Source organism: Dryocola baronae (genome assembly GCF_051297175.1).
Classification (GTDB): domain Bacteria; phylum Pseudomonadota; class Gammaproteobacteria; order Enterobacterales; family Enterobacteriaceae; genus Dryocola.
On record NZ_JBINNY010000001.1, the window covers coordinates 1,953,733 to 1,972,729 of the forward strand.

14 protein-coding genes and 1 pseudogene are annotated in these 18,997 nt (G+C 59.4%); 11 read left to right on the forward strand and 4 right to left on the reverse strand.

Features of this window, described 5'->3' with window-relative positions; genetic code table 11:
* Positions 1-12 precede the first annotated feature (12 nt).
* The 10 genes and pseudogenes from cheR to lpxA all read left to right on the forward strand — a co-directional run bounded on the left by cheR (position 13) and on the right by lpxA (position 11,250).
* Positions 13-882 (forward strand): protein-glutamate O-methyltransferase CheR, encoded by an 870-nt coding sequence (cheR, locus tag ACSPHG_RS09120; RefSeq protein WP_435953152.1) that lies wholly within the window; start codon positions 13-15, stop codon positions 880-882.
* Positions 879-1,928 carry a protein-glutamate methylesterase/protein-glutamine glutaminase gene (locus ACSPHG_RS09125; protein ID WP_435953153.1) on the forward strand — a complete coding sequence of 350 codons (1,050 nt, stop codon included), beginning with the start codon at positions 879-881 and terminating at the stop codon, positions 1,926-1,928. The genes cheR and ACSPHG_RS09125 overlap by 4 nt, the downstream gene beginning before the upstream one ends.
* An 18-nt stretch (positions 1,929-1,946) precedes the next feature.
* Positions 1,947-2,336: a chemotaxis response regulator CheY gene (cheY, locus tag ACSPHG_RS09130; RefSeq protein WP_435953154.1), complete on the forward strand. Its 390-nt coding sequence runs from the start codon at positions 1,947-1,949 to the stop codon at positions 2,334-2,336.
* Between the two features lie 10 nt (positions 2,337-2,346).
* Positions 2,347-2,994: a protein phosphatase CheZ gene (gene cheZ, locus ACSPHG_RS09135; RefSeq protein ID WP_435953155.1), complete on the forward strand. Its 648-nt coding sequence runs from the start codon at positions 2,347-2,349 to the stop codon at positions 2,992-2,994.
* 138 nt (positions 2,995-3,132) lie between these two features.
* Positions 3,133-4,284, forward strand: coding sequence for a flagellar biosynthesis protein FlhB (gene flhB / locus ACSPHG_RS09140; RefSeq protein WP_435953156.1), 1,152 nt, complete (start codon positions 3,133-3,135; stop codon positions 4,282-4,284).
* Positions 4,277-6,355, forward strand: a complete 2,079-nt coding sequence (gene flhA, locus ACSPHG_RS09145) for a flagellar biosynthesis protein FlhA (RefSeq protein ID WP_435953157.1) — start codon at positions 4,277-4,279, stop codon at positions 6,353-6,355. Before flhB ends, flhA begins: the two co-directional genes overlap by 8 nt.
* Positions 6,355-6,747 (forward strand): flagellar protein FlhE, encoded by a 393-nt coding sequence (flhE, locus tag ACSPHG_RS09150; RefSeq protein ID WP_435953158.1) that lies wholly within the window; start codon positions 6,355-6,357, stop codon positions 6,745-6,747. The genes flhA and flhE overlap by 1 nt, the downstream gene beginning before the upstream one ends.
* Positions 6,748-7,194: 447 nt before the next feature.
* Positions 7,195-8,790, forward strand: a pseudogene (locus tag ACSPHG_RS09155) (MFS transporter).
* Positions 8,790-9,929 (forward strand): beta-galactosidase BglB, encoded by a 1,140-nt coding sequence (gene bglB / locus ACSPHG_RS09160; RefSeq protein ID WP_435953159.1) that lies wholly within the window; start codon positions 8,790-8,792, stop codon positions 9,927-9,929. The pseudogene ACSPHG_RS09155 and the gene bglB overlap by 1 nt, the downstream one beginning before the upstream one ends.
* Before the next feature lie 529 nt (positions 9,930-10,458).
* Positions 10,459-11,250, forward strand: coding sequence for an acyl-ACP--UDP-N-acetylglucosamine O-acyltransferase (gene lpxA / locus ACSPHG_RS09165; protein ID WP_435953160.1), 792 nt, complete (start codon positions 10,459-10,461; stop codon positions 11,248-11,250).
* Positions 11,251-11,392: 142 nt separating this feature from the next.
* Here the strand turns inward: lpxA and torA are convergent, their stop codons facing one another.
* The 3 genes from torA to argS all read right to left on the reverse strand — a co-directional run bounded on the left by torA (position 11,393) and on the right by argS (position 16,989).
* A complete protein-coding gene (gene torA / locus ACSPHG_RS09170; RefSeq protein ID WP_435953161.1) occupies positions 11,393-13,873 on the reverse strand; it encodes a trimethylamine-N-oxide reductase TorA in 2,481 nt (826 codons plus the stop codon).
* Positions 13,870-15,039 carry a NapC/NirT family cytochrome c gene (locus tag ACSPHG_RS09175; protein WP_435953162.1) on the reverse strand — a complete coding sequence of 390 codons (1,170 nt, stop codon included), beginning with the start codon at positions 15,037-15,039 and terminating at the stop codon, positions 13,870-13,872. The genes torA and ACSPHG_RS09175 overlap by 4 nt, the downstream gene beginning before the upstream one ends.
* A gap of 216 nt (positions 15,040-15,255) precedes the next feature.
* Positions 15,256-16,989: an arginine--tRNA ligase gene (argS, locus tag ACSPHG_RS09180; RefSeq protein WP_435953163.1), complete on the reverse strand. Its 1,734-nt coding sequence runs from the start codon at positions 16,987-16,989 to the stop codon at positions 15,256-15,258.
* Between the two features lie 246 nt (positions 16,990-17,235).
* On the opposite strand from argS, the gene ACSPHG_RS09185 reads away from it, so the two are divergent.
* Positions 17,236-17,799 carry a VOC family protein gene (locus tag ACSPHG_RS09185; RefSeq protein WP_435953164.1) on the forward strand — a complete coding sequence of 188 codons (564 nt, stop codon included), beginning with the start codon at positions 17,236-17,238 and terminating at the stop codon, positions 17,797-17,799.
* 13 nt (positions 17,800-17,812) lie between these two features.
* On the opposite strand, the gene ACSPHG_RS09190 is transcribed toward ACSPHG_RS09185, so the two are convergent.
* On the reverse strand, positions 17,813-18,952 hold the full coding sequence (locus ACSPHG_RS09190) for a MalY/PatB family protein (protein WP_435953165.1): 1,140 nt from the start codon (positions 18,950-18,952) through the stop codon (positions 17,813-17,815).
* Positions 18,953-18,997: the final 45 nt, after the last annotated feature.

The window sequence follows — 18,997 nt, forward strand, 5'->3', positions numbered from 1 at the left end:
TGAGAAGGCGCTATGACATCACCCCTGTCCAACGGACAAACGTCATTAATGTTACAGATGACACAGCGTCTACCGCTGTCCGACACGCATTTTCGTCGGATATGTCAATTGATTTACCAGCGCGCGGGAATCGTGCTGGCGGACCACAAGCGGGACATGGTTTACAACCGCCTGGTTCGCCGCCTGCGCACCCTGGGCCTTGATGATTTTGGGCGCTATCTGGGCATGCTCGAATCCAACGCCAACAGCGCGGAGTGGCAGGCGTTCGTAAACTCGCTGACCACCAACCTAACCGCGTTTTTTCGCGAGGGGCATCATTTTCCGGTGCTTGCCGATCATGCCCGCAAGCGCGGCGGCGGCGAATACCGCGTCTGGAGTGCTGCCGCCTCAACCGGCGAGGAGCCGTACTCCATCGCCATCACCCTCGCCGACGTTTTAGGCATGGCGCCGGGCCGCTGGAAAGTGTTTGCCAGCGACATCGACACCCAGGTGCTGGAGAAGGCGCAAAGCGGCGTTTACCGCCAGGAAGAGCTGAAAACGCTCTCCCCGCAGCAGATGCAGCGCTACTTCATGCGCGGCACCGGGCCGCACGACGGGCTGGTGCGGGTACGAAATGAGCTGGCGAGCCACATCGAATTTGCGACCGTCAACCTGCTTGATAAGCAGGCGCAGATTCCCGGCCCGTTCGATGCCATTTTTTGTCGCAATGTCATGATCTATTTCGACAAAACGACGCAGCAGGACATTTTGGGGCGCTTTGTTCCCCTGTTGAAACCTGGCGGACTGCTGTTTGCCGGACATTCAGAGAATTTCAGTAACCTCAGTCGCGAGTTCTGGCTGCGTGGTCAGACGGTTTACGGGCTGAGTAAGGAAAGATCATGACAAAAATAAGAGTGCTGTCCGTCGATGATTCCGCCCTGATGCGCCAGATCATGACAGAAATTATCAACAGCCACAGCGATATGGAGATGGTTGCCACCGCGCCGGACCCGCTGGTGGCCCGCGATCTGATCAAGAAGTTTAACCCGGACGTGCTGACGCTGGACGTAGAAATGCCGCGCATGGACGGGCTGGATTTTCTGGAAAAGCTGATGCGCCTGCGCCCGATGCCGGTGGTGATGGTGTCATCGCTGACCGGGAAAGGCTCGGAGGTGACGCTGCGCGCGCTGGAGCTGGGGGCGATTGATTTCGTCACCAAGCCGCAGCTGGGCATTCGCGAAGGCATGCTGTCCTACAGCGAAATGATTGCCGAGAAGGTGCGCACCGCATCGCGTGCCAAACTGGCGGCGCGAGCGCCCGTAGACGCTCCCGCGCAGCTTAAGGCCGGGCCGCTGCTCAGTTCAGAAAAATTGATAGCGATCGGCGCGTCAACCGGCGGCACCGAGGCCATTCGCCACGTCCTGCAGCCGCTGCCGCTATCAAGCCCGGCGGTGTTAATCACCCAGCACATGCCGCCCGGCTTTACGCGCTCGTTTGCCGAACGGCTAAACAAGCTGTGCCAGATTGCGGTGAAAGAGGCGGAAGACGGCGAACGCGTATTGCCCGGACACGCCTACATTGCGCCCGGTGATAAGCACATGGAGCTGTCACGCAGCGGCGCAAACTATCAAATCAAATTACACGACGGCCCACCCGTGAACCGGCATCGCCCGGCCGTGGATGTGCTGTTCCATTCGGTGGCGAAGTTCGCCGGGCGTAACGCCGTGGGCGTGATCCTCACCGGAATGGGTAATGACGGTGCCGCAGGCATGCTTGCGATGCACCAGGCCGGGGCGTGGACTATCGCCCAAAACGAAGCAAGTTGTGTGGTGTTCGGCATGCCGCGTGAGGCCATCAATAGCGGTGGCGTCAGCGAAGTGGTCGATTTAAGCCAGGTTAGCCAGCAGATGCTGGCGAAAATTAGTGCCGGACAGGCAATACGTATTTAACAAAGGAGCCCGGATTTTATGGCGGACAAAGAGCTTAAGTTTTTAGTGGTGGACGATTTTTCTACCATGCGTCGCATCGTGCGTAACCTGCTTAAAGAGCTGGGTTTTAACAACGTCGAAGAGGCAGAAGACGGCGTGGATGCGCTCAACAAACTGCAGTCTGGCGGTTTCGGCTTTGTGATCTCTGACTGGAACATGCCCAACATGGACGGTCTTGAGCTGCTGAAAACCATTCGCGCAGACGGCGCCATGTCGGCAATGCCGGTGCTGATGGTGACGGCTGAAGCCAAGAAAGAGAACATCATCGCAGCGGCACAGGCTGGGGCAAGCGGTTACGTCGTGAAGCCGTTTACCGCCGCTACCCTTGAAGAAAAACTGGGCAAGATCTTCGAAAAGCTTGGCATGTAAGGAGGGGCAAATGCACTCATCGACAAACCCGGCGATGGAGCTCCATCAGTCGCCAACCGATATTATTGCGCGCATCGGCAGCTTAACGCGCATGCTGCGCGACAGCCTGCGGGAACTGGGGCTGGATCAGGCGATTGCCGAAGCCGCCGAAGCCATTCCTGACGCGCGCGACCGCCTGGACTACGTGGTGCAGATGACCGCGCAGGCCGCCGAACGCGCGCTGAACTGCGTCGAGCTTTCGCAGCCGCACCAGAACCAGCTTGAGTCCGGCGCGAAGGCGCTGACCGGGCGCTGGGACGCGTGGTTTGAAAACCCGATTGAGCTAAGCGATGCGAAAGAACTGGTGACCGATACCCGTAATTACCTGTCGGGCGTGCCGGAGCACACCAGCTTCACCAACGCGCAGCTGCTGGAAATCATGATGGCGCAGGACTTTCAGGATCTGACCGGGCAGGTGATCAAGCGGATGATGGACGTCATCCAGGAGATCGAACGCCAGCTGTTGATGGTGCTGCTGGAAAACATGCCGGAGCCGGACGCACGCGCCAAACGCGCCAACGAAAGCCTGCTCAACGGCCCGCAGATGAACGCCAGCGCCGCGGGCGTGGTCGCAAGCCAGGACCAGGTGGATGATTTGCTGGACAGCTTAGGGTTTTAAGCCGTTAAACGCCTTCACCCGGCAGGGTGGGGGCGCTCCAACGCCAAAACAAACGCACAATTCCCCCTATTTTCCCCCCATTAGCCCGCTCACCCTCTGGCATGCTGTCGTAGAAATTGCGGCCACGAGACTGATGCGGTGTCTGAAGAGAGCGACCAGGAAAAGACAGAAGCCCCCACGCCCCACCGACTTGAAAAAGCGCGTGAGGAAGGGCAGATTCCCCGTTCCCGCGAATTGACCTCTTTGCTGATGGTGCTGGCTGGTCTGAGCATCATCTGGATGGGCGGCGAGCCACTCGCGCGCCAGCTTGCCGCCATGCTGTCCGCCGGTTTGCACTTCGATCACAGCATCATTAATGACCCACGGCTCATCGTGAATCAGATAAGCCTGCTGATTAAGCAGGCGGTGTGGGCGCTGCTGCCGCTGATGGGCGGGCTGGTCATCGTGGCGATAGCCGCGCCGATGCTGCTCGGCGGCCTGCTGTTTAGCGGCAAATCCATGGCGTTCAAGTTCAGCAAGATGAACCCGCTGCCGGGCTTAAAGCGCATGGTGTCGGCGCAGACCGGCGCGGAGCTGCTTAAGGCATTTTTGAAGGCGACGCTGGTCGGCTCGGTGACCGCCTGGTATCTGTGGCACAACTGGCCGGACATGATGCGGCTGATGAGCGAGCCGCCCATCGCCGCGCTGCGCCACGCGCTGGATATGGTCGCGGCATGCGGCCTGCTCATCGTCATGGGCCTGATCCCGATGGTGGGGTTTGACGTCTTCTTCCAGGTGATGAGCAACATTAAAAAGCTGCGCATGAGCCGCCAGGACATCCGCGACGAATACAAGCAGCAGGAGGGCGACCCGCACGTTAAGGGGCGCATTCGCCAGCAGCAGCGCGCCATCGCCCGTCGCCGCATGATGGCCGACGTGCCGAAAGCAGACGTTATCGTCACCAACCCGACGCACTATTCGGTGGCGCTACAGTACGACGAGAAGAAAATGAGCGCGCCAAAAGTACTGGCCAAAGGGGCTGGGCTTGTGGCGCTGCGCATCCGTGAGATTGGTAACGAACACCGCATTCCGGTGCTTGAAGCACCGCCGCTCGCCCGCGCGCTTTATCGGCACGCGGAAATCGGCCAGCAAATCCCAGGGCAGCTTTACTCCGCGGTGGCGGAAGTGCTGGCGTGGGTTTGGCAGCTGCGCCGCTGGCGCGTGGCGGGCGGCTTAATCCCGAAAAAACCTGAAAATCTGCCGGTGCCTGAGGCACTGGACTTTGCGAATGAGAAGGACACCGATGGCTAATCTGCTCGCTACCCTGCGCCTGCCCGCCAGTATGAAATCCGGGCAATGGCAAATTCTTGCCGGGCCGATACTGATCCTGATGATCCTGTCGATGATGGTGCTGCCGCTGCCGGCGTTCGTGCTGGATTTGCTGTTCACCTTCAACATCGCGCTGTCGATCATGGTGCTGCTGGTGGCGATGTTCACCCAGAAAACCCTCGAGTTCGCCGCGTTCCCGACTATCCTGCTGTTTACCACGCTGCTGCGCCTGGCGCTGAACGTGGCGTCCACGCGTATCATTCTGATGGAAGGACACACCGGCGCGGGCGCGGCGGGGCGGGTGGTTGAAGCCTTCGGACACTTCCTGGTCGGCGGCAACTTCGCTATCGGTATCGTGGTGTTTATCATCCTCGTGATCATCAACTTTATGGTTATCACCAAGGGTGCGGGGCGTATCGCGGAGGTCGGCGCGCGCTTCGTGCTGGACGGGATGCCGGGCAAGCAGATGGCGATTGATGCGGATCTTAACGCCGGGCTGATTGGCGAAGACGAAGCGAAAAAGCGCCGTTCGGAAGTGACCCAGGAAGCGGACTTCTACGGTTCTATGGACGGCGCAAGCAAGTTCGTGCGCGGCGACGCCGTGGCCGGGCTGATGATCATGGTGATTAACGTGGTCGGCGGCCTGCTGGTCGGCGTGCTGCAACATGATATGGCCGTGGGGGCCGCAGCCGAAAGCTATACGCTGCTGACCATCGGCGATGGCCTGGTCGCGCAGATCCCGGCGCTGGTTATTTCTACCGCGGCGGGCGTTATCGTGACCCGCGTGGCGACCGACCAGGACGTCGGCGAGCAGATGGTCACCCAGCTGTTCAACAATCCGCGCGTCATGCTGCTTAGCGCAGGCGTGCTCGGTCTGCTCGGCATGGTGCCGGGGATGCCAAACTTCGTTTTCCTGCTGTTTACCGCAGCCCTTCTGGGACTCGCCTGGTGGATGCGTGGCCGCCAGATCACCGCTCCGGCTGCGCCGCAGCCGGTCAAAATGCCCGATAACCCGCAGGCCGTGGAAGCGACCTGGAACGATGTTCAGCTTGAGGATTCGCTGGGCATGGAGGTGGGCTATCGCCTGATCCCGATGGTGGATTTCCAGCAGGATGGCGAGCTGCTCGGGCGTATCCGCAGCATCCGTAAGAAATTCGCCCAGGACGTGGGCTTCCTGCCGCCGGTCGTGCATATTCGCGACAATATGGACCTGCCGCCCGCGCGCTATCGCATTCTGATGAAGGGCGTGGAAATCGGCGCCGGTGACGCCTATCCGGGCCGCTGGCTGGCGATTAACCCCGGCACCGCCGCAGGCACGCTGCCCGGCGAGGCAACCATCGACCCGGCCTTTGGCCTTGCGGCAACCTGGATTGAAAGCGCGCTCAAAGAGCAGGCGCAGATTCAGGGCTTTACCGTGGTGGAGGCCAGCACCGTGGTGGCAACGCATTTAAACCATCTTATCGGCCAATTTGCGCCCGAGCTGTTCGGGCGTCAGGAGGCGCAGCAGCTGCTCGACCGCGTGACGCAGGAGATGCCGAAGCTTACCGAAGACCTGGTGCCTGCCGTCGTTACGCTGACCACGCTGCATAAGGTGCTGCAAAACCTGCTGGCCGAGAAGGTGCCGATTCGCGATATGCGCACCATTCTGGAAACGCTCGCCGAGCATGCGCCGATTCAGAGCGATCCGTCTGAGCTGACCGCCGTTGTGCGCGTGGCGTTAGGACGCGCCATCACGCAGCAGTGGTTCCCCGGCACGGGCGAGGTGCAGGTTATCGGGCTGGATACCGCGCTTGAGCGTCTGCTGCTGCAGGCGTTGCAGGGCGGCAGCGGCCTCGAGCCGGGTCTGGCCGACCGGCTGCTGGAACAAACTCAGGAAGCGCTACAGCGCCAGGAGATGCTGGGCGCGCCGCCGGTGCTGCTGGTGAACCATGCGCTGCGTCCGCTGCTGTCCCGCTTCCTGCGCCGCAGCCTGCCTCAGTTGGTGGTGCTTTCGAGCCTGGAGCTGTCGGACAACCGCAATATTCGTATGACCGCAACCATCGGAGCGAAATAATGCGCCTGCTTGCCCTGTTGTTTATCGCGCCGTGGATTGCCCAGGCCGCCGGTGAGGGAAGCTGGCAGGCCAGCGGCATGGGGGTAGCGCTTGGCAATCGCGGCGTGGTGGCTTCGTCGCGGGCGCTGGCACCGTCGCAGCCGGTCAGCGGCACGATGACGCTGGTCGCCTGGCGCTACGAGCTTAACGGCCCAACGCCGGGCGGCCTGCTGGTTAAGCTCTGTTCCCAGACGCGATGCGTGCCGATAGAAGGGCAGAGCGGCACGACGCGCGGGCTAACGAACGTCGACGCAGCCGAGCCGCTGCGCTTCGTCTGGGAAGTGCCCGGCGGCGGCAGGCTTTTCCCGCCGCTGCGGGTACAGAGCAATCAGGTGATTGTGAACTACCGATGAATGGTGTTTCCCCCTCCCCCTAATCCTCTCCCCGAAGGAGCGAGGGGACCGTCTGGCGCACGTTTATCACAGCACATCTTTTTCACCTTCTCCAGGGGGAGGAGGCTGGGATGAGTGCGTCCAGCGCTGCATAGTCGGGTGGCGGCCAGCGCCTTACCCGACCTATATATTAAGCGACTGATTAAAAGCCGCACGCTCGTAGCGGCTTTTCCGTTTGCATCTCTCATTTTTCAATCCGCTCTTTTGATAAAAACGAACCCTTGTTTTATAAATCGAGATGCGGAGACGGTGACTCTTTGTATTTTTGCCAGTGTTCGCCAATGGATGGCAGAAAGGGAAAGGTTTCCCGGTCGTCATGCTTTTACCTTAACCGTGAAAGATTCCGGCAGGCTCGCTTGGGGCCATGACTTGCGATCTCCGATAACAAAAGCAACGGGGTTGACGGCAATGAAAACACGTAAGATTGGACTGGCAAATTACCTCGCCTATGGGTCGGGCGATTTTCTTGGCGCGGGCACAACCGCGCTAACGGCTGCCTGGCTACTGTACTTCTACACGACCTTTTGCGGACTTACGCCTATCGAGGCGACCTTCATTTTTGCGATGGCGAGGGTGCTCGATGCCGTTGTCAGCCCGCTGATGGGGTACCTGACCGATAACTTTGGCTCGACGTGGCTTGGCAAACGCTTTGGCCGCCGTAAGTTCTTCATCCTGCTCGGCATCCCGCTGGTCTTCAGCTACAGCTTTATGTGGGTAGGGGAGATGAGCTACTGGTACTACCTGGTTACCTACCTGATTTTTGACGTGGTCTACACCATGATCCTGGTGCCGTACGAAACCCTGGTGCCGGAAATGACCGACGACTTTAAGCAGAAGACCAAGTTTTCCGGCGCGCGTATCTCAATGGCGCAGCTTTCCGCCATTCTTGCCGCCTTCCTGCCGGGGATTCTGCTGAACCACTTCGGCAAGGACAACGCTGTTTCCTTCTTCTATGCGAGCCTGGTCTTCGCCACGCTTTGCGCCATCGTGCTGACCCTGGTCTGGCTGTTTACCTGGGAGCGCCCGCGTGAAGAGTGGACGGAAGCGGCCCTGCGCGCGGAAGAATAGAAGAAGCAGCTAACGTTTATGCAGAGCATGAAGCGTCTGAACGTCGAGCTGACCTCGACGCTGCGCATCAAAATCTTCCGTCAGCATCTGGGCATGTACCTCGGCGGCTATATCGCGCAGGACGTGTTCAACGCGGTGTTTACCTATTACGTGGTGTTCGTGCTGATGCAAAGCGCGTCGGTGGCGTCCAACCTGCTTGGCACGATGGCTATCATGCAGTTTATCGCCGTAATCGGCATGATCCCGCTGTGCATTAAATATGGCCCGGCTCCTTCCTACCGCATGGTGGTGGTGCTGTTCGGCCTTAGCTCGTTGTCCTACGCGCTGCTGTGGTATGCGGGCTTCAGCGACGTCTTCTCGCTGCTGTTGCTGGTATCGGCTATCGCGGGCCTGGGTCGCGGCGGCATCAACTACGTGCCGTGGAATATCTATACCTATATCGCCGACGTGGACGAGGTGATCACCGGCCAGCGCCGTGAGGGCATCTTCGCGGGCATCATGACCCTGACCCGCAAGGCTTCACAGGCGGGCGCGGTCATGCTGGTGGGCATCGTCATGCAGCTCTCCGGGTTCGTTTCCGGCCAGTCGGTTCAGCCTGCGGCGGTAAGCCATACCATTCTGATGATTTTAAGTTTTGGCACCCTGGCCGTGCTGGCCTGCGGCTTCCTGATCTCTCTGCGCTTTAAGCTCAACCTGCAAACGCATAGCGTGCTGCGCGAAGAGACCGCGAAAATGCGTATCGCCAACCGCGCCGTGCCGGAGGATATCACCCCGCAGGCTCGCGCCACCGTTGAGCTGCTGGCGGGCATGCCTTACGAAAATCTTTGGGGTAACAACAATATTGGTTATCTCAATCACAACAAACCTGCTGCTCCATCGCTAAAAGCGGCGGCAGCAATGAACGACAATTCGAACGCTACTCAGAGGTTAAGTTAATGATTATTTACCCCGTCAAGCACAGCCCGCTGCTGTGTCAGCCGGAGCGCTTTATTGCCCGGGATGAACTGAAAACCCTGATCCATAAGGTGACGGATAACCTGATAACCATTAAAGATGAAACCGGCCAGTTCCTGCTGCGCCTGGACGATGGTCGCGTTATCGATACTAAAGGCTGGGCCGGCTGGGAATGGACCCACGGCGTGGGCCTGTACGGCATGTACCAGTATTATCGCCAGACCGGCGATGAGAAGATGCGCGAGGTCATCGACGGCTGGTTTGCCGACCGTTTTGCCGAAGGCGCAACCACGAAAAACGTCAACACCATGGCGCCGTTCCTGACGCTTGCCTACCGCTACGAAGAGACGCGCGATCCGTCTTATCTGCCGTGGCTGGAAAGCTGGGCAGAGTGGGCGATGTACGAGATGCCGCGCACCGAGCACGGCGGTATGCAGCACATTACGCTGGCGGAAGAGAACCACCAGCAGATGTGGGACGACACGCTGATGATGACCGTGCTGCCGCTGGCGAAAATCGGCAAGCTGCTAAACCGCCCGGAGTATGTGGAAGAGGCTACCTACCAGTTCCTGCTGCACGTGCAGAACCTGATGGACAGAGAAACCGGGCTGTGGTTCCACGGCTGGAACTACGAAGGCAACCACAACTTCGCCAACGCCCGCTGGGCGCGCGGCAACAGCTGGCTGACCATCGTGATTCCTGATTTCCTGGAGCTGGTCGATTTGCCGGAGAACAACGCGGTGCGCCGTTATCTGGTGCAGGTGCTGGAGAATCAGGTGGCGGCGCTGGCGAAATGCCAGGACGACAGCGGGCTGTGGCATACGCTGCTTGACGATCCGAAGTCCTATCTGGAGGCTTCTGCCACGGCAGGCTTTGCGTACGGGATTCTGAAAGGCATCCGCAAGCGCTATATCAGCAAGGATTACGCGCCGGTGGCGGAGAAGGCCATGAAGGGGATTGTGAAAAATATCTCCCCGGAAGGCGAGCTGCTGCAGGTGTCGTTCGGTACCGGCATGGGCAGCGATCTGGATTTCTATCGCCAGATCCCGCTGACCTCCATGCCGTACGGCCAGGCCATGGCGATTCTTTGCCTGGGTGAGTATCTGCGGATTTATCTGTAAGCGTTATGGTGGATGGCGCTATCGCTTATCCACCCTACAAAACTGTAAGCGTTATGGTGGATGGCGCTATCGCTTATCCACCCTACAAATCTGTATGCGTTGTGGTAGATGGCGCTGCGCTTATCCACCCTACAAATCTGTAAGCGTTGCGGTGGATGGCGCTATGGCTTATCCACCCTACAAATCTGTATGCGTTGTGGTGGATTGAGCTGCGCTTATCCACCCTACAAATCTGTATGCGTTGTGGTGGATGGCGCTATCGCTTATCCACCCTACAAATCTGTATGCGTTGTGGTGGATGGCGCTGCGCTTATCCACCCTACAAAACCTAACTCATGTAGGTCGGGTAAGCGTAAGCGCCACCCGACATTCACCAGTCTCATCCGACATCCATCCTTCGTCGTTAAGTTCAAAAAATAAAGAAAATATATTAGGCGTAATACCGCCCTCATTTCTCTATGCTGGCCCCAGTCGATAAGCCCCTTCCCGGTTATTTCCTCTCTTTTCGTACCTTCTTCAGGATAATTTGATGCCCATTTCCCCGTTAGCTCGGGTCGCCCGCAATAGCGTGGTGGCACCCGGCGTCGTCCTCGGCGCGCACGTTTCGATTGGCCCTTTTTGCGTGATTTCCGCAGGCGTGGTTATCGGTGAGGGGACGGTTATCGGTTCCCATTCGGTGGTCAACGGCCTCACCACAATCGGCTGCAACAATAGCTTCGGCCAGTTTGCCTCTATTGGCGAAGTAAACCAGGATCTCAAGTACGCCAACGAGCCGACTCGCCTCGTTGTGGGCGACCGCAACCAGGTCGGGAAAAATGCCACGCTTCATCGCGGCACGGTTCAGGGCAGGAGCGAAACCACCGTGGGTGACGACAACCGGTTTTTGAACGGCGTGCATATCGGCCATGACTGCGTCGTGGGAAACGGCACGCAGATTGGCGATAACAGCGGGCTGGCCGGACATGTGGAGATGAACGACCGGGCGAAGATTGGCTATATGTGCGCCATCCACCAGTTTTGCGTGCTGGGGGCGAACGTCCATATCGCCGACCAGTCGGCGGTGGTGCAGGACGTGCCGCCGTTTGTGATGGCCGCGGGTAATCGGGCGGTGCCCGTTGGGGTTTATGCGGAATCGAACGTTTTTCTGGCGATGGAAAAATACCAGCAGGAGCTGATCCATACGTTTTACGAAATGCTCTATCACCAGTCGCGGGCGATAGAAGAGGTAAAGCATGCGCTGGGGCAGACGGCGAGCGATCTGCCGGTGATGGCATTATTTGACTGGTTTTTTGCGCGCTCGGCGCGGGGGATTATTCGTTAATTCCGAGCTGCAAACCGGGGGGTTAGAGTGGTAAAAGGCGGATGGCGCATGCGTAGGCCGGGTAAGCGTTAGCCGCCGCCCGACATTTACATAGCGACTGCGGATGCCGGGTAAGCATTGCGCCACCCGGCATTCGGCCTGCTTAAGCGCCCGCCGGCACCGCGTGAGCGGTGTTTTTCAGCACCGGACCCTCGTACTTCTCAATCTCCAGCTGCGCCATCTGGCCGCAGTTGCCCTGCGCCAGGCTTGACGAGCCGATATCAAAGGTCAGGCAGTTGACGTTGCCGTTTTTACACAGCGAACCCGGCTGGTGCGGATCCGCCGGATCGAACCACGCGCCTTCGCTGATGCGCACGACGCCCGGACGTACCCGTTCGGTCACCACCGCCCCAACCAGAATCTGGCCGCGATCGTTAAACGCCCGCACCAGCTCGCCGTTATTAATGCCGCGCGCTTTGGCGTCCTGCGGGTGTACCCAGATGGCTTCGCGATCGGCTACCGCGTATTTCTCACGCAGCGGCGTGTTGTCCAACTGGGAGTGCAGGCGGTTTATCGGGTGCGCGGTGTTGAGCGACAGCGGATATTTGCTCGCCTCCGGCCCTTTGTACCACTCGTGCGGCGGCAGCCAGCCCGGCAGGCCCGGGCAGTCGGCGTAGCCCATTTTCGCTACCGTCTCCGAGTAGATTTCGATTTTACCGGACGGCGTGCCCAGCGGGTTGAGCAGCGGGTTTTCGCGGAAGTCAGCAAAACGCACCCACTGCCTGTTTTCTTCCGGCACAGGGAAGCGCACGTAGTTATTCGACGCCCAGAACATATCGAACGGCGGCAGCGCGACGCGGGCGTTGCGCGCCTGCGCCTTCATGTCGTCGTACATCCCCTTGAGCCACTGCATCTCGTCTTTACCTTCGGTAAAGGCTTCCTGCACGTCGAGCTTGGCCGCAAGCCCCGCGAAAATATCAAAATCGCTGCGCGACTCGTGCTGTGGCGGAACGCACTGGTGCATAGGGAAGACGTAGAGCTGGGAATAGTCGCCGCCCATCTCCAGATCGTTGCGCTCGTAGCTGGTGGTGGCGGGCAGCACGATGTCGGCATACTTCGCGGTGGCGGTCCAGTACGGCTCGTTGACCACGATGGTTTCCGGGTGCTGCCAGGCTTTGATCAGGCTGTTGGTGTCCTGATGCTGGTGGAAGGTGTTACCCCCGGCGACGTAGACCATTTTCACATCGGGATAGGTGACCTTCGCGCCGTTAAAGTCGATGGTTTTACCCGGGTTTGCCAGGCATTCGGCAATGCGCGCGACGGGGATCGGCGTTGGGCTGTTCTTCGGCGAGTTGCCGGCGGAAATCCCCGCCAGGATGCCGCCGCGCGCCGTTGGGCTGCCGCCGGAAGAGTAGTGGTAGCTGAAGCCGAAGCCGCCGCCGGGCAGGCCAATCTGGCCTAGCATTGCCGCTACCGTCACCAGCAGCCAGTGAAGCTGTTCGCCGTGGTGCTGGCGCTGGATGCCCCAGCCGCCCATGATCATGGTGCGGTTCTTCGCCATGTCGCGAGCCAGCTGGCGCAGCGCTTCGGCGTCCACGCCGCTGATGGCCGCCGCCCAGTCGGCGTCTTTCACCACGCCATCCTGCTCGCCGTTGAGGTAGGCGATGAATTTGTCTGCGCCAACCGTGTAGGTTTTCAGGAAGTCCGGGTTATGCAGCTTTTCCACCAGCAGGGTATGGGCGATGCCCACCAGCATGGCGCTGTCGGTGTACGGATGCGGGGCAAGCCATTCGGCGTTGAGGTATTCGGTGGTGTCGCTTTTGACCGGGTCGATGCTGATAACGCGCACGCCTTTTTTCTTCAGCGCTTCAAAGCCCGCCTGGCCGACGTGGTCCGGCACGTTCCAGCTGTTTCTCAGCGTGACCATCGGGTTGCAGCCCCACAGCACGACCAGCTGGCTGTGCTCAAGCACGTTTGGCCAGGCGGTTTGCTGTTCGTAGACCTCCATCGACCCCATGACGTGGGACATGATCACCTGGGCTGCACCGGTGGAGTAGTCCCCGGCGTAGCCCAAGAAGCCCCCTGACAGGTTCATCATGCGTTGGAGCAGGGTGCGGCTGTTGTGCAGCATGCCGACGCTTTTCCAGCCGTAGGAACCGGCGTAAATGGACTGCGGGCCGTGTTCGCTCTGCAAGCGGCGAATTTCATCGCTGACAAGCGTGAGCGCTTTGTCCCAGCTAACGCGAACCCACTCGTCGCGGCCGCGTAGCTCAGGGCGGCAGTTTTGCGCGCCGCCTTCCAGCCAGCTTTTACGCACCATCGGGTACTTCACGCGGTTAGGCGCGTGTACCTGATGCGGGGCCATGCTGATGAGTTCGTTAGGGAAAGGATCGTCCTGCACCGGGCGGGTTTCGACCATTTTGCCGTCACGGACGATGGCTTCGAAAGCGCCCCAATGGGCACCGGTCAGGATGCCTTTCTGCGCCTGACGCAGGGCAACAAACTGCGGCAGCGCCTGGCTTACGGCCTCGGCGAGCACCGAACGGGGCCACAGGCAGCCCAGCAGAGAGACGCCGCCAAGCGCTGCGGCTCCGGTCAGAAAACGGCGTCGGCTTAACTGCATCGTTTCGCGATGAGTTTTCATTGTTGTGCCTCCTTGCTGCTGTTGGTGGTGGCCGGCATGTCGCTGGCGTGCTGCTGAACGTAGCGGGTGAGTATGCGCAGCTGTTCCTGACTGAGAGAGGTGCGCGGTGCCATACCTTTAATAACGCCGATCCACTGGTTGGCGTTAAAGCGGTCGAGCGCGGTCAGGCCGTGGCAGCCGGTGCAGTTGGCGGACATCATCGAGGCGGCGTAATCCCAGATTTTCTGCTGGTTGTCGATAAGCTGGCCCGCGGGCAGCCAGACCTGCAGCGCGGTCTGATGCCAGACCAGTTTGGTTTCCGGGTCGGTGAAATCGCTCAGGCGTTTGACCTGCTGGCGGGCGTCTTCGCCGAGCAGCACGCTCAGAATGCGTTTACCGGCGGCGGCGTAAAACACTTCGCTCACGCCGTCCTGCTGCCAGCCGTTAACTTCGGCGAGGATCATGCCGTTGTCGCGTTTGAGGATTTTCGCTTCGGTGCCGGGCATCAGGTTACCGGCGTTATGCTGCTTGCTGTCCGGAGTAAGCCAGAACGGCTGGGTGGCGATAGACCAGGCCTCGCTCGCGCTTTCCGGCAATTTTGCGGCGGCGGCGGAAAGTTCGTTCGCGCCCGCGGCGGAGAGCTGGCTCATGTCCGGCAGAATGTGGGCGACGCCCTTGTGGCAGTCGATGCAGGTTTCACCCTTTTTGATGGCGACGGGATGTTCATGACGCGCTTCCGGGCGCTGGGCCAGCACGTCCATCGCCTCGTAGCTGTGGCAGGAGCGGCAGGTTGCTGAGTCGTTTTTCTTCATGGTGTCCCAGACGCTCTGGGCCATCGCCAGCTTGTGGGCGTCGTATTTTTCCGGGGTGTCGATTTTGCCGGTCATTTCGCCCCAGATGTCTTTTATTGCCATCACCTTGGTGGTCAGATAATCCACCGGCTCGTGGGGAACGTGGCAGTCGGCGCACTCGGCGCGAATGCCTTTCGGGTTCTGGAAGTGAACGCTGCCCTGATATTCCGCCAGCGGCTGGCTCATGGAGTGGCAGGAAACGCAGAATTCGGTGTCGCTGGTTTTGTGCATCACCGTAGCGCCCCCGGCCAGCAGGACCGCGCCCAGCACGGCCCCCGCCAGCAGCACCCAGAGCCAGGCATAACGTCGCCCGGCAGAACGGTTTGATTTACTCATAGATAATCCCTTAGAAAAAAATCAACGCGGATAATTTCTTATTAGTTGTCAAATTAATGACTTAATTATTATAGGGATTTTCAGCATAACTACCTCAAAGGAGGTAATTTAATTGATGCTTAATTGATACTGAACAAAATTGAAAGTCTGGGGAAGGTTTAAGGGGGCGGTTTTTCGAGCGGTAAAAAAGCGGGGAGCGGGCGCCCCCCGTTGAAATTACATACGTTCTACGGTTTCGATACCCAGGGTATCCAGACCCAGCTTCAGGGTTTTCGCGGTCAGCAGCGCCAGCTTCAGGCGGCTGTTGCGGGCCTCTTCGCTGTCGGCGGTGAGGATCGGGCAGTGCTCGTAGAAGCCGGAGAACAGGCCTGCAAGATCGTACAGGTAGGAACACATTACGTGCGGCGTGCCGTCGCGGGCGACCACGTTCAGCGTTTCTTCAAACTGCAGCAGGCGCGCGGCAAGCTGGGCTTCGCGATCTTCGGTGATGACCACCGGTGACTTCAGCAGCTCGGCCTCGTCGATAGCCGCTTTGCGGAAGACGGAAAGCACGCGGGTGTAGGCATACTGCATGTACGGCGCGGTATTGCCTTCGAAGGCGAGCATGTTGTCCCAGTCGAAGATGTAGTCGGTGGTGCGGCTTTTCGACAGGTCGGCGTATTTTACCGCGCCGATGCCGACGGATTTTGCAAGCTGCTCCAGCTCGTCTGCCGGCATGTCAGGATTTTTCTGCGCCACCAGGCTGCGGGCGCGTTCCATCGCTTCGTCCAGCAGGTCGGTCAGCTTGACCGTGCCGCCGGAGCGGGTTTTGAACGGCTTGCCGTCTTTGCCCAGCATCATGCCAAACATCTGGTGTTCGAGCGTTACAGATTCCGGAACGTAACCGGCTTTACGCACGATGGTCCACGCCTGCATCAGGTGCTGGTGCTGGCGGGAGTCGATGAAGTACAGGACGCGATCTGCGTGCAGGGTTTCGTAACGATATTTCGCGCAGGCGATGTCGGTGGTGGTGTAGAGATAGCCGCCATCTTTTTTCTGGATGATAACGCCCATCGGGTCGCCGTCTTTGTTCTTGAACTCGTCCAGGAACACCACGGTTGCGCCTTCGCTCTCGACCGCCAGGCCTTTCGCTTTGAGATCGGCTACGATGCCCGGAAGCATAGGGTTATAAAGGCTTTCGCCCATCACGTCGTCGCGGGTCAGCGTGACGTTAAGACGGTTATAGGTCTGCTGGTTCTGGGTCATGGTGATGTCGACCAGCTTGCGCCACATTTCGCGGCAGTATTCGTCGCCGCCCTGCAGTTTTACCACGTAGCCGCGCGCGCGCTCGGCAAACTCGGCGTCTTCGTCGTAGTGTTTCTTGGCGGCGCGGTAGAACTCTTCGAGGTCGGCCAGCGCCATTTCACCGGCGTTTTCCTGCTGCTGCTTTTCCAGATAAGCGATCAACATGCCGAACTGCGTGCCCCAGTCGCCCACGTGGTTGGCGCGGATAACCTTATGGCCGAGGAATTCCAGCGTGCGCACCGCCGCGTCACCAATAATGGTGGAGCGGATGTGGCCGACGTGCATCTCTTTGGCCACGTTTGGCGCTGAGTAATCGACAACGATGGTCTGCGGCGCAACGGTGTTCACGCCAACGCGGTCGGAAGCGACGGCGGCATCGACGTTTTTAGCGAGGAACAGCGGGTCGAGGAAGATATTGATGAAGCCAGGACCGGCGATTTCAACCTTGCTGGCAATCCCTGTCAGGTCCAGATTGGCGATAACGGACTCTGCGACTTGTCGTGGCGGCTTGCCCAGCGTTTTAGCAACGGACATCACGCCATTGGCCTGATAGTCGCCGAACTGGACTTTGGCTGACTGACGAACCTGCGGTTCGCAATCTGCAGGCGCGCCTGCAGCAACCATCGCCTGACTGACTTTATCTGAGAGAAGAGCCTGAATATTCACCGGGATACCTTACATTTTGCTAGGGCCGCTATGACGTTACAGCAGCCGTATCGTGGGGGATTAAATAAGGGCGTAAGTATAACTTTATTTAACCGCCCTCGTCAGCAAAAGCCTTGGCCCGCGCGCCCTGAACTAATATCAACGGTATAGTGAATAACCATTCAGCGTCAGGCGGCCCGCCGGGAGGTTGGTGATGCGGGAAGAAAAAGGTAGATTAGCGCCCATCGCGATTTTAGAGGATGCCCCATGGCTAACTGGCAGACGGTTGCAGAACTGAATGATATTTCAGCGGATCTCCCGCGTTTTACAAAAGCGTTAACAGAACTTGCCACGCGCCTGGATCTGGAGATCGCAGCGCTTGATGCCGATCACATTTCCCTGCGCTGCCACCAGAATACGACGGCGGAACGCTGGCGCGCGGGCCTTGAAAAATGCGGCACGCTGCTGTCGGATAATATCATCAACGATCGGCCGATTTGCCTGTTCCGGCTCGACGAACCGGTCTGCGTCGAACACTGGAAGTTCAGGATTGTCGAACTACCGTGGCCGGGCGAGAAGCGCTATCCGCACGAAGGCTGGGAGCATATTGAAATTGTGCTGCCGGGCGACCCGCAGACGCTGAATGCCCGCGCGCTGGATTTGTTGTCCGACGCTGGTTTGCGCCAGACGGGGATTTCGGTGAAAACCAGCTCGCCGAAAGGGGAGCGTGAACGTCTGCCGAACCCAACGCTTGCGGTGACGGACGGCAGGGTAACCATCAAATTCCATCCCTGGAGTATTGAAGACATCGTTGCCAGCGAGCAGGCATAACCCCGTGGCGGCATTAGAGCGAGCTCACCGCCGCCCTCATGCGCCCGATAGCCTCATCGAGCGTTGCTGACGTACAGCCGAAGTTTATCCGCACGAATTTTCCGTCGCCAAAATCGGCACCCGGCGAGAATCCGAGGCCCGCTTTCTGGAAGAACAGCGTCGGGTTTTCGACGGCCAGGCCGCTTGCGTCCACCCAGCCCAGATAGGTGGCCTCCGGCGCGGTCATCTTAAGCCCCGGAATGTCGTTAACGGCGGTAACTAACCTGTCGCGGTTGCGACGCAGATACGGCAGCAGCGCCTGTAGCCATGGCTCGCCGTCGCGCCAGGCGGCGGTTGCGGCGGTCAGGGCCAGCACGTCCACGCTGGGCACGATACCGTCGCGCGTTTTGTTAAAGCGTTTGCGCAGTTCCGGATTGGGAATAATGGCAAGCGACGCGCCAAGACCGGCAATGTTGAAGGTTTTGGACGGGGAAAGCAGGGTGACGGATCGCTGTTCCGCATCGGCCCCGAGCGTGGCGAAAGGAATGTGCGTAGCGCCCGGCTCCAGCAGCAGGTCGCAGTGAATTTCATCGGAGCAGACAATCAAATCGTGGCGCTGGGCAAACGCCAGCTGCTGTTCCAGCTCGTCGCGGCGATAAACCGTGCCGCCGGGGTTCTGCGGGTTGCAGAGCATCAGCAGCTTTTCTTTGCCGGTAAGCTGCGGTGTAAGCGCGGGGAGGTCGATTACCCAGCGGTTGCTCTCGAGCCGCAGGGGGGCGTTGAGCTGCGGGCGCTGCGCGAACGCTGAGGATTTTTTGAACGGTGGATAGATAGGCGTGGGGGCAATCGTTGCCTCATCGGCTTCGGTAAAGGCGCGAACGCTGAGGTTCAGCCCGGCGACTACGCCCGGCAGGATGACTATCCACTCTGGTTTGATTTGCCACTGATAGCGGCTAGCCATGCGCTCGACCACCACGTCGATAAGCTCGTCCGGGTGATTGCCGTAGCCGAACACGCCGTGCTCAACCCGCCTGTGGAGCGCCTCCAGAATGCAGGGCGGCGAGCGGAAATCCATATCTGCCACCCACATAGGTAGCACCTCGTTACCATATTTGTTCCATTTCACGCTGTCGCTGTGACGTCGGTCGATGCCTTCATCGAAATTGAATGCCATGATAGGTTACCCCTTATGAGCGTCGTTTCAGAGTAGCATCCTTCC